The sequence below is a fragment of the Streptomyces sp. NPDC004667 genome (genome assembly GCF_040609475.1).
Taxonomy (GTDB): domain Bacteria; phylum Actinomycetota; class Actinomycetes; order Streptomycetales; family Streptomycetaceae; genus Streptomyces.
Genome location: NZ_JBEXKC010000085.1, coordinates 1 through 11350 on the forward strand (window position 1 = coordinate 1; position 11350 = coordinate 11350).

An 11350-nucleotide genomic window follows, 5' to 3' on the forward strand; every position below is an offset into this window, starting at 1 on the left:
GCCCGGCCGGGGGCGCGGCGGGGGGCGGGGTCAGCGGCGGGGCGGGCTGCGCCGGCGGGGCCGCAGCCGCGGGGGCGGGGGACGCCTTCTCCAGGGAGGGCTTGGCCGCTTCGGGGGTGGCGGGGGTCTTTTCCAGGGAGGGCGTGGGGGTTTCGGGGGTGGCCGGAGCCTTCTCCAGGGAGGGCGCGGGGGTCTCCGGGGTGGCCGGGGCCTCCTCCGGGGGCGGCTCGGTCGCCTCGGGTGCCGGGGTCGTCCCGGGCGTCGCCGGAGCCGGGGTCGTCCCGGGCGTCGCCGGAGCCGGGGACTTCGCCAGGGACGGCCCCGGCGGCGGTATCGGCGTTCCCTCGGGCTCGGTCGGGCTGGCGGGCGGGTTCGGGGGCGTGCTCATGCCTGGCGGAGTCCCTCGTAAGTGCGGTGTGCGGCGTGCGGTGTACGGCGTACAGGGGCCTGCGTCAGCCTGCCACGCGCTCCGCCCGCCTCCAACCGGATACCCCGTCCGGCCCCGGCCCCGGGGGAAATCGACCGGGCCGCCGCGATGGGGCCCGGCGCCCGGGGAACGCTCCCGTGCCCCGGCACGTTTCCCGGGCGGGGAGTCCGGCGGTCCCGCGAGGAGTCCCCGCGTCCACCCCGGATCTGCCGAGGATCACTCACACTATGCGCATGAATGCCCCCAAAGGTGCCGGAACTGCCGGTCGAGGCAAAGGCACCGGCGGAGGCGGCGCCCAGGCCGTCGCCGTCCTCATCGGACTCGGCGCCGCCGCCTACACGGCCTGGGTGCTCGAAGTCGTCCTCTCCACCGGCGTCAACCCCATCGAGACGTACGTCAGCGAGCTCGCCGCCCAGGACCAGCCGCTCGGCGGCCTCTTCCGGGCCACCGACTTCACCGCCGGCCTCCTCGCCTTCCTCGGCGGCCTCCTCGCCCTGGCGCGCCTGCCGCGGCACCCCGAGTCCCGCGGTCCCTGGGCCGTCGCCGGCTGGGCGGGCGTCACCCTCTTCGGCGCCGCCACCGCGGCCGACGCCTGGCTGCCGCTGAGCTGCCAGCCGACCGTCGATCCCGTGTGCGCGGCCCGTGAGACCGCCGGTCTCGTCCCGGCCACCCACCAGGCGCACGCCATCAGCAGCAGCCTCGCCATGACCGGCGCCCTCGTCGGGATAGTGGCCCTCACCCTCGCCGCCCGTCGTTACGGCCGCCTCGCGCCGCTCGCCCGCTTCGGCCCCGCCCTCGTCGCCCTGGAACTCCTCGCCACCGTCTGGACCCTGACCGCCATCGCCCTGTTCACCGCCGGGCACGGCACGTGGGCGCTCGGCGCGGGCCAGCGGCTCCAGGTGCTGCTGGTGGCGATCTGGCTCGGTGTGCTGGCCCACTCCGTGCACCGCGAGGGCCGGACATGACGCGAGGACCGCAGGAGCCCGGGACGGCCACGGGGACGGCCCCCGGTACCGGGACGGCCACCGGGACGGGAACGGCCACCGGCGCCGGGACGGCCCCCGGCACCTTCGTCCGGGTCGACGGGATCCCCCTGCACGTGGTCGTCGAGGGCCGCGGACCCGTCGTGGTGCTCAGTGCCGGGCTCGCCCTGGCCTGGTTCGACTGGGACCCCGTCGCCGCGCTGCTCGCCGCCCGGGGCCGCACCGTGGTCCGCTTCGACCGCCCCGGCCACGGGCTCAGCGCCCCCGCGCCCGGACCCGCGGGCGCCGCCGACGAGGCACACCGGATCGCCGCCCTGCTGGACGCGCTCGGTCTGACCGGCCCCGTCACCGTCGCCGGGCACTCCCTCGCCGGGTTCCACGCCGAGGCCTTCGCCCGCCTGCACCCCGGCCGTACCGCCGCGCTGGTCCTCGTCGACTCCAGCGTCGAGGAGAGCCCCCGTACGAGGCTGCCCGCGGCCTGGCGCACCGGCGCCGCCCGCGCCCTCGGCCGGGCCGTGACCGCCGCCGGGATCCCGGCCGCCCTGGGACCCGCGGTCCGGCGCGGCGTCGTACGGGCCGGACGTGCGGGCGGGGCCGCGGACCCGGCCGCGCGGGACCTCGTACGCCGCTGCTACCGCACCGGCCGCGTCTGGCGGGGCGCGCTGCTGGAGAACGCCCGCTACCCCGACACCGCCGCCGAGCTGCTCGCCCTGCGCGCGGACCACCCGCTGGCCGCGCCCGCCACCGTCCTCGCCGGCCACGACGGCACCACCGGCCGCGCGGCCCTGCGCTGGCTCGCCCGCCAGGCGGACCTCGCCGACCGGATCGGCGCCCGCTTCGAGGTGGCGCAGCCCTCGGGCCACCTGGTCATGCTGGACCGCCCGGACCACGTGGCCCGGACGCTCCAGCACGCGGCGGACCCGGCGGACCCGGCGGACCGGCCGACCCCGCCGGACCCCGCGGACTGACCCGCGCGTACGCCGTTCACCCGCGCGGGGCCGCCCCGCGCTGCTTGAGCATGTCCGCCATCAGGGTGAGCTCCGACTGCTGAGCCGCGACCATGCCCTGGGCCAGCGCCCGCTCGGCGGGCGTCCGGCACTGCGCCGCGCAGCCCTGGGCCATCGCGACGCCTCCCTTGTGGTGGTCGGTCATCAGCTGGAGGTAGAGCACCTCCGCGTCCCGGCCGTTCGCCGCGCCGAGCCGGTCCAGCTCCTCCTTGGTCGCCATGCCGGGCATCAGCGCCCCGGGCTTGGCCGCGTGCCCCATGTGGCCCGCGTGCTCGCCCCCCTCTTCGGAGGCGGACATCCAGGACATCGGCGGCTCGTCGGCCAGCACCTTCGGCAGCCCCCACAGGTCCAGCCAGCCCAGCAGCATGCCGCGCTGGTTGGCCTGGGTGTTGGCGATGTCGTAGGCGAGACTGCGCACCGGCTCGTCCTGGGTGCGGTCGCGGACGATGAAGGACATCTCCACCGCCTGCTGGTGGTGCACCGCCATGTCCCGGGCGAAACCGGCGTCCGGGGAGTAGAGCGCCGGAGTCGAGGAGGGGGCGGGGGAACCCCCCGAGCCGCCGTTCGCGGTGGCGACCGTGGCCCCCACCGCGAACAGCACCGCGAGGACCACGGCCGCGCCCGCGGCCCAGTACGTACGGGTCACTTGTCGGCCAGCCCGTTGGTGCAGGCGGCGCCCGGCTCGGGCGTCTGCGGGCCCTGCACGTACTTGGTGAAGAACTGCGCCACACGGGGGTCGTCGGCCTTGTCCACCGTCAGCTGCTTGCCCCACGCGCTCAGCATGATCGTCCCGGCCTGCTCCTTGTCCGGGCTCATCAGCGTGTACGGGGTCTTGCCCACCTTCCCGGCGAGCGCCTCGACGTCGCCCGCGGCGGCCTTCTCGTTGTACGTCACCCACACCGCGCCGTGCTCCAGCGAGTGCACGGCGTTGACCTCGGGGATCGGGTTCTTGTAGACGTCGCCGTTGCAGTTCATCCAGCGGGGGTTGTGGTCACCGCCGACCGGCGGGTTCATCTCGTACTTGACCGGGGTCTCGACGTGGTTGCGGCCGAGCTTCTTGACGTCCCACTCGCGCTCGCCGCTCACGGGTGCCTTGCGCGCGGCGGCCGCGTCCTTGTCCTTCTGCTTCTGCTCGATCAGCAGCCACGACCCGAAGCCGACGAGTCCGGCGACGATCACCGTGGAGATGCCGATGGCGAGGAACTTGTTGCGCCGGTCGCGTGCTTTCTCGGCGCGCCGCATCTCGGCTATGCGGTTCTGGCGGGAGGTGTTGTCCGACGTCCTGCTGGCCATGTGCCCTGGTTCCTTCTGCTGAGGGGGGTGTCGTGGTGGAGCCGTGGGTGCGCCCGGGGCGCCGCGGCGCTCACGTCCGCAGCACTTGCAGGGAGTACGGGTCGGGCGCGCGCGCCAGGGTGCCGTCCGGCCGTACCGGCCCGGCCGCGGCGGCCGGGCGGACGGCGGGCGCCACCCGGGCCTGCGGCAGGGCCACGGCGGGCGGCGGGGCGGGCAGCACGGCCGGGGTCACGTGGGCCAGCGGGGAGCAGCCCGGCAGGTCGTACGGGGACACGCAGGCGGCGTGCTCGGCGTGCGCGGCGTGCGCCCCGGAGCCGCCCGGGTGCGGCGGGTGCGCGGCGGCGGGCCGTGCGCACAGGAAGGCCACGCAGGCGGCCACGCCGAAGGAGATCAACAGCAGGAGGGCAGCCCGGCGCACGGGTCGCCCGTGGCTCCCGCTCCGCGTGTGCTCCCAGCCCCCCATGGGCGCAGATGGTAATGCTCATGACGGCTCGGTGGTCAGTGCGGGGGTGTCATCGGCTTTCGGGGGTGCGTAATGTGGCGGAAACCACCAATGGCGATACTGGGCGGGCCCGACTGTGCGCCCCCCGGTCCTTCGGGGCGGTGGTGCACGGATCGTCTGAACTGCGAGGATGAAGGCATGGACAAGCAGCAGGAATTCGTCCTCCGGACGCTGGAGGAGCGGGACATCCGCTTCGTGCGCCTGTGGTTCACCGACGTGCTCGGCTTCCTCAAGTCCGTCGCCGTCGCCCCGGCCGAGCTGGAGCAGGCCTTCGACGAGGGCATCGGCTTCGACGGCTCGGCGATCGAGGGCTTCGCCCGGGTCTACGAATCCGACATGATCGCCAAGCCGGACCCGAGCACCTTCCAGATACTGCCGTGGCGCGCCGAGGCCCCCGGGACCGCCCGGATGTTCTGCGACATCCTGATGCCGGACGGCTCCCCGTCCTTCGCGGACCCGCGCTTCGTCCTCAAGCGCATCCTGGCCAAGACCTCCGACCTGGGCTTCACCTTCTACACCCACCCGGAGATCGAGTTCTTCCTGCTGAAGGACAAGCCGCTGGACGGCTCCCGCCCGGTGCCGGCGGACAACTCCGGCTACTTCGACCACACTCCGCAGAACGTCGGCATGGACTTCCGCCGCCAGGCGATCACCATGCTCGAATCCATGGGCATCTCGGTGGAGTTCAGCCACCACGAGGGCGCCCCCGGCCAGCAGGAGATCGACCTCCGCTACGCCGACGCCCTCTCCACGGCCGACAACATCATGACGTTCCGCCTGGTCATGAAGCAGGTCGCCCTCGAACAGGGCGTCCAGGCCACCTTCATGCCCAAGCCCTTCTCGGAGTACCCGGGCTCGGGCATGCACACCCACCTGTCCCTCTTCGAGGGCGACCGCAACGCGTTCTACGAGTCGGGTGCCGAGTACCAGCTCTCCAAGGTCGGCCGCTCCTTCATCGCGGGCCTCCTGAAGCACGCCGCGGAGACTGCGGCGGTCACCAACCAGTGGGTCAACTCCTACAAGCGCATCTGGGGCGGCTCCTCCCGCACGGCCGGCTCCGGCGGCGAGGCCCCCTCGTACATCTGCTGGGGCCACAACAACCGCTCGGCACTGATTCGGGTCCCGATGTACAAGCCGGGCAAGACGGGTTCCTCCCGGGTCGAGGTCCGCTCGATCGACTCGGGCGCCAACCCGTACCTCACCTACGCGGTCCTCCTCGCGGCGGGCCTCAAGGGCATCGAGGAGGGCTACGAACTCCCGGCGGGCGCCGACGACGACGTCTGGGCCCTCTCCGACGCCGAACGCCGCGCCATGGGCATCGAACCCCTCCCGCAGAACCTCGGCGAGGCCATCTCCCTGATGGAACGCAGCGAACTGGTCGCCGAGACCCTGGGCGAACACGTCTTCGACTTCTTCCTGCGCAACAAGAAGCAGGAGTGGGAGGAGTACCGGAGCGAGGTCACCGCCTTCGAGCTCCGCAAGAACCTGCCCGTCCTGTAGGGCCCCGTTCCACGCCTCCGGGCCGTCGGTCTTCGACCGGCGGCCCGGAGGCGTGTTCGGGGTGGGTGGGTCAGGGCTTCGCGCAGGTGAAGGTGACCTGGTCGCTGCGGGCCGTCAGGTTCGCGGAGGGGACGTGGAGGGTGACGAAGCCGCTCTGGGGGTCGCCGTTCACCGTCGGCGGGAGGTCGACCGCCTTGAAGAGGGAGACGCTCTGGATGCCGGGGTCGAAGTGGGCCTTGCCCGTTTCGATGGGGTCCGAGCTGGAGGCGAAGGTCCAGAAGTAGGGGACGTCGCCCTTGCCCGTGCCGCTGATCCTGCCGTCGAACTCGGCCCTGTTCGGCTTGGAGCAGTCGACCGCGGTGCCCGACTTGCTGAGGGTGGTGATCTCCACCTTGGTGACCTGCACCTTGCCCTGTTTGCCGCCGCCGCGGTCCGGCTTCTGCCGGGGCGGGGTCAGGCAGTCGATGCGGTTGCCCTTGAAGGCGACGCTGTACCTGCCGTAGCGGGCGTTGTCCTGCTGGAGGGAGCCCTCGGCGCCGATCTGGACGTGCCGGCTGCCGCGCGGGCCGTTGACGGTGACGGACCGGCCCGGGTCGAAGCCCTCCAGGACGAGGGTGTACGAGGTGTCGCCGCCCTCCCCGGTCGCGACCAGTTCGCAGGACGCGGCTGCGGGCGCGGCTGCGGGCGCGGCGGGCGCCGGGGCGGCGAAGGCGGGGGTGACGGCCGGGGCTGCGAGGAGCGGGGCGGCCAGGAGCGTGAGGAGGCGGTGCCGGTTCATCGTGTTGTCCTCCGTGCGGAGAAGCCCCCGATGCTCCTTCAGGATATCGGCGGGCAGGATCGGCGCACCTGCCCGCCGGGAGGTCAGGCCGGCGGGGCCGGGGCGACGGCCGGATGCCAGGTCGCGGGGGGTGCGGCCGGGCGGGTGGTCGCCGTGTGGAGCAGGGCGTCCAGGCCCAGGACGGCGGTCGTGGTGGTGCCGGCGGGGCCGAGGACGGCCGTGGGGGCGCCCGCGTACAGCATCCGGGACTCGGTCCAGGCGGGCGGCCCGCCGAGGGCCGCGGTGGCGACCGTACCGGTGTCGGCGCGGCCCGTCAGGACGCGGCCCGCGGCGGCGACCGCCCCGTAGCCGGCCCGGCCGCCGGATTCGCCGAGGCCCGTGACCTGGGGGGCGCCCGGACCGGCCGTGACCAGGGCGGTCCGTACCACCCCGGAGTCGGGGCGGCGGAAGTAGAGGCGGACGCCCGCGCCGTCGCGGGCCGCCGACAGGGGCACGGTGGTGGCGGGCAGGGCAGTGGGGTGGGGCCCGCTGAGCGGGGCTCCGGGGGAGGGCTGGGTCCAGGCGAGGACCGACTTGGTGGTGGCGGCGTAGACGTGGCGCCGCCCGGCCGCGTCGGTGACGGTCACGGGGTCGCTCTGCAGGTCCTCCCCGCCCAGCTGCTCCCAGTCGCCGAAGGCGCCCGACGGCTGCTGGACCCGGGCGCGCAGGGTGCGGCGGGTGTCGCGGAGGTAGACGGTGAGGCGGCCCCCGGCGTCGGCGACGGCCGCGGGGGCGCTGATGGCGGAGGTGCCGGGCTCGTCGCCCGGCTCGGGGGTGCCGAGGGACTGCCAGGGGCCGAAGGGGCCGTCGGGCGCGGACTGGACGGCGTGGACGACCTCGCGCCGGTAGTCGGCCGGCCGGGGTCCGAGGGTGGTGCGGGTGGCGAGGACGGTGATGCGGCCGTCGGGGAGGCGGGCGGCGGCGGCACCGGGGTCGATGCCGCCGCCCGGCAGCAGCGCGGGCCCGGTCCAGGCCCCGGCCGGGTCCCGGGACCAGAGCGCCATCCGCCCGTCGAGCACGGCGAAGGCCCACAGGCGGCCCGGGGTGCCCTCGACGAGCCAGGAGGTGGTGTCGGCGCGGGCGTAGCGCAGCGACTGGGCCCAGTTGCGGCCGGTGGGGCTGCCCGCCACCTTGCGGTCCCCGCACCCCGAGGGGCTGCCGCAGTAGTCGGTGCGGTCCTGCCAGGCGTACGTCTTCAGGAAGCCGACCTTGGCTTCGGCGGTCTGCGGGTCCAGGGCGTGGGGGAGGGTGCCGTTGTGGTAGCCGAGGTAGTTCTGGACGGTGAAGCGCGGCCGGTCCGTGACGCGCTCGGCGTAGGCGGCCGTGGCCGCCTGCACGAAGCGGGCGCCGTACATGTGGTCCTGGTGGTCGGTGTACTTGCCGGTGTCGGCGTACCGGTTCGGCGTGGGGTCCTGCATGCGTATCGTCGTCGGCCGGTACCGCTCCAGGATCCCGGCTATCGAGTCGACGACCTGGTCCTTGGTGTACGTGAACGACTGCCGGACCGGGGTGCCGGTGGTGAGCTGGGCGCCGAGCGCCGGTATCCGGCCGTTCCACAGGCCGCGCAGGCTGTCGGGGTTGTCGCCGGCCGGGCTGCGGGCCTCGCGCAGCTGCAGCCAGACGAGGTTGACGCGGGGCCGGGCGACGAGGACGTCCAGTTCCGCCTGTCCGCCGCCCGCGGTCGGTATGACCGTACGGGTCCACGCGCTCGTGCGGTCCCCGGTGGCCATCTGGGCGTACGCCGAGCGGATGCCGTTCTGCCGGGCCTCCGCGTAGCGCGGGCGGTCGGCGGGCTGCTCGGGGTCCTTGGCCTGGCCGCCGTGCGCCTCGTTGCGGCCGTCGGCCTCGCCGGAGGTGAGGTAGACGGTGGTGAGCGGGAGGCCGGCGAGGAGGGACCGGCTGAGGTCGGGGTTCATGAAGAACAGGTCGTCGTCGGGGTGCGCGACGATCTGGACCACCGTGCCGGAGGTGGTGCTGGCGGGGAGGACCGGGGCCCGGCCGGGCCCGTCGTTCTGGGTGGCCTCGGCCGAGGTCTGGCGGCCGGTCGCGATGGAGAGCGCGCCGGAGGCGCCCACGGTGAGCATGGGCACCACGGCCGCGAGGAGGAAGCGGCGGCGGGATACGGGCATCGGTCACGCCTCGAGGTCGTTCCGGACGGGCAGGAAGAACCGCTGTGCAGTCAGTGAGAGGCCAAAACGGGGGAGTTGGTTCACCGATATCGCCGATGACGCGTGCTTTCCGGAAATGACCGGTTGTGATGGTGCACGGTGCGGGTGCGGGTGCGGGTGCGCGCAAGTGCCCGGATCGTGGACGCGGTTGGCGGGCCCGGAACGCAAACAACACCCCGGAGTGGGGTGTTGGAGGCGATATGAGGCTTATGTTCCGAATGTCTCGCGAGTGTCTCCGGGTGGTCTTCTACGGGGCCGTGTTGCGCGGGCCCACCGGCTGCCACGGCGCCAGGTACGCGTCGGCCTCGTCCGCCGACGAGGTGACGTAGAGGCGCGCGTCGAGCCCGATCACCGCCAGGCTGACGATGTTCTTCCCGGTCATCGTGCTGGACGGCGCGCCGGCGAACATCAGCGGCGAGCGCTGCCACGGCTGCCCGATGCCCACGTCGGAGCCGAGGCGCCCGCCCGCCGTGCGGCCGGCCAGCACGTGCCCGCTCGCCGTCACCGAACCGAAGCCCTGGAGACCGCCGAGGTCGGTGAGGTTGTTGACCTTCAGGCCGCCCTCGCCCGTCATCAGGGCGGTGCGGACGTTGCCGGAGCCGGGCTTGCGGAACCACAGCCGTACCCCGCCCTCGCGGGCCTCGGCCGTCAGCGGGAGCGTGGTGTCGGGCAGCCCGGTGTGGGTGGCCGGGCCGAGCGGTGCGCCCGGCTCCGGCTGCGTCCAGCCGATCACCGTCTTGGTGGTGGCGGCGAACACCATCCGCCGCCCGGCCCCGTCGGTGGCGGTGGCCGGGGTGCCGTGCAGGTCGCTCCCGCCGTGGTTCTCCCACGGGCCCCAGCTCCCGTCGGCCCGCTGCGCGCGGCCCCGCAGACCGGAGGCGCCGTCGCGGACGTAGACGGCCGCGAGTCCGGTGCCGTCGACGGACACGGCGGGGGCGCTGATGTCGGAGGTCCAGGTGTCGTCGGTGGCCTCGGGGGTGCCGAGGGACTGCCACTCCCCGAACTCCTCGGAGCCGGGGTCCCGCTGGACGGCGTAGACGACCTCGCGCCGGTAGTCGGCGGGCCGGGGGCCGATGGTGGTGCGGGTGCCGAAGGCGGCTATCCGGCCGTCCGGCAGGGTGACGGTGGAGATCCCCTGGTCCATGCCGGTGCCCGGGAGCAGGCGGGGGCCGCTCCAGCTGCCGATCAGGCCGGTGCGGTGCCAGAGGGCGACCTGGCCGTCGAGCACCTTGAAGGCCCACAGGCCGTGGTCCCGGTCGGAGGCCAGCCAGGAGGTGCTGGTGTCGCGGGCGTAGTTGATGGAGTCCGTCCAGCGGTTGCCGGAGGGGTGGTCGGCGACCTTGAGGTCACCGCAGCCGGCCTCGCTGCCGCAGTGGTTCTGCCGGTCGAGCCAGGCGTAGGTGTCCAGGATGTCCAGCTTCTCCTTGGCCTCGCCGGGGTCCAGGGCGACGGGGAGGGAGCTGTTGAAGTAGCCGACGTAGTTCTGCACGGCGAAGTGCGGGCGGTCCTTGACCTCGCGGGCGTAGGCCTCGGCGGCCATCTGCACGAACCGGGCGCCGTAGAAGTGGTCCTGGTGGTCGGTGTACCGCTTGGTGTCCGGGAAGCGGCCGGGGGTCGGGTCCTGCATCCGGATCGTCGTCGGCCGGTAGGTCTCCAGGACGCCCTCGATCGTCCGGACGACCTGCTCCTTCGTGTACGTGAACCGCTGCTTGACCGGGGTGCCGGAGGCGAGCATCGACTCCAGGTGCGGGACCCGGCCGTCCCACAGGCCGTGGAGGCTGTCGGGGGCGTCGCCGTAGACGTTTCCCGCCTCGCGCATCTGCAGCCAGACGAGGCTGACCTCGGGCTTGGCCTCCAGGACGTCGACCTCGGCGTGGCCGCCGCCCTTGGTGGCGACGACGGTGCGCTTCCAGGGGCTGCTGCGGTCGCCGGTGGCCATCTTGGCGTAGGCGGCGCGGATGCCGTTCTGCCGGGCCTCGGCGTAGGCGGGCTTGTTGGGCACGGTGGAGGCCTGCTTGGCGGCGCCCGCGTTGATGCCGTCGGCCTCGCCGGAGGTGAGGTAGACGGAGGTCACGGGGTGGTCGGCGGCTATGGAGTACCGCAGGTCCGGGTTCATGAAGTACAGGTCGTCGTCGGGGTGCGCGACGATCTGCAGCACCCGGCCCGGGTCGGGGGTGCCGGCCGTGGTGGCCGTGGTCAGCCGGGAGTCGGCACCGGTGGGCGCGTCGAGCGCGGCGTAGGCCTCGTTGCCGCGGAGGGCGAGCATGCCGACGGCCGCGGCGGCCGCGCAGGCGGCCACGGCCTTGACGATCCGGGCCCGGTGGAGCGCGGGGTGCGCGGGCCGGTGGTGGGCGGGCCGCCCGGAGAGGTGCGGGTACGCGGACGGGCCCGGCCCGGTGGCCTGGCGGGGTACCTCGGGACGGCCGGAACCGCCGCGGGGTCCGTACGCGTCGGAGGATGCGGCGGTCGCTTCCGGTTCGCGGCGCGGTGCCGTCGCGGTCGAGGGCGACTGGGGGACGGGCGCGGCGGGCCGGCGCGGGGCCGGGACGGAAGGCGGCGTCGGGGCGGAGAACGGACGTCCTTCGGACATGGGGCTCCTCGCAACCGGTCGGACGGGGACCGGGCCCCTGACGCATAGATCTATAAGTAACCA

9 protein-coding genes and 1 pseudogene are annotated in these 11350 nt (G+C 74.2%); 3 read left to right on the forward strand and 7 right to left on the reverse strand.

Annotated elements, in window-relative coordinates; all coding sequences use genetic code 11:
- Positions 1-388: pseudogene (locus ABZW32_RS32430) on the reverse strand (hypothetical protein); the annotation flags it as partial.
- Positions 389-660: 272 nt separating this feature from the next.
- Between ABZW32_RS32430 and ABZW32_RS32435 the strand changes: the two are divergent.
- A complete protein-coding gene (locus tag ABZW32_RS32435; RefSeq protein ID WP_356222928.1) occupies positions 661-1392 on the forward strand; it encodes a DUF998 domain-containing protein in 732 nt (243 codons plus the stop codon).
- Positions 1389-2378: an alpha/beta hydrolase gene (locus ABZW32_RS32440; protein ID WP_356222931.1), complete on the forward strand. Its 990-nt coding sequence runs from the start codon at positions 1389-1391 to the stop codon at positions 2376-2378. The genes ABZW32_RS32435 and ABZW32_RS32440 overlap by 4 nt, the downstream gene beginning before the upstream one ends.
- A gap of 16 nt (positions 2379-2394) precedes the next feature.
- On the opposite strand, the gene ABZW32_RS32445 is transcribed toward ABZW32_RS32440, so the two are convergent.
- The 3 genes from ABZW32_RS32445 to ABZW32_RS32455 form a co-directional block, all read right to left on the reverse strand.
- Positions 2395-3063: a DUF305 domain-containing protein gene (locus ABZW32_RS32445; protein ID WP_356222934.1), complete on the reverse strand. Its 669-nt coding sequence runs from the start codon at positions 3061-3063 to the stop codon at positions 2395-2397.
- Positions 3060-3710 (reverse strand): DUF3105 domain-containing protein, encoded by a 651-nt coding sequence (locus ABZW32_RS32450; protein WP_356222937.1) that lies wholly within the window; start codon positions 3708-3710, stop codon positions 3060-3062. Before ABZW32_RS32450 ends, ABZW32_RS32445 begins: the two co-directional genes overlap by 4 nt.
- 70 nt (positions 3711-3780) lie before the next feature.
- Complete coding sequence (locus ABZW32_RS32455) at positions 3781-4128, reverse strand: hypothetical protein (protein ID WP_356222940.1); 348 nt, start codon at positions 4126-4128, stop codon at positions 3781-3783.
- 222 nt (positions 4129-4350) lie between these two features.
- Here ABZW32_RS32455 and ABZW32_RS32460 point away from each other — a divergent pair, with 222 nt between their 5' ends.
- On the forward strand, positions 4351-5712 hold the full coding sequence (locus ABZW32_RS32460) for a glutamine synthetase family protein (RefSeq protein ID WP_266838733.1): 1362 nt from the start codon (positions 4351-4353) through the stop codon (positions 5710-5712).
- Positions 5713-5782: 70 nt separating this feature from the next.
- Here ABZW32_RS32460 and ABZW32_RS32465 read toward each other — a convergent pair whose 3' ends face one another.
- The 3 genes from ABZW32_RS32465 to ABZW32_RS32475 form a co-directional block, all read right to left on the reverse strand.
- On the reverse strand, positions 5783-6490 hold the full coding sequence (locus ABZW32_RS32465; protein ID WP_356222943.1) for a hypothetical protein: 708 nt from the start codon (positions 6488-6490) through the stop codon (positions 5783-5785).
- 83 nt (positions 6491-6573) lie between these two features.
- Positions 6574-8658, reverse strand: coding sequence for a PIG-L family deacetylase (locus ABZW32_RS32470; RefSeq protein ID WP_356222946.1), 2085 nt, complete (start codon positions 8656-8658; stop codon positions 6574-6576).
- A 286-nt stretch (positions 8659-8944) separates the two neighbouring features.
- A complete protein-coding gene (locus tag ABZW32_RS32475; protein WP_356222949.1) occupies positions 8945-11287 on the reverse strand; it encodes a PIG-L family deacetylase in 2343 nt (780 codons plus the stop codon).
- Positions 11288-11350: the final 63 nt, after the last annotated feature.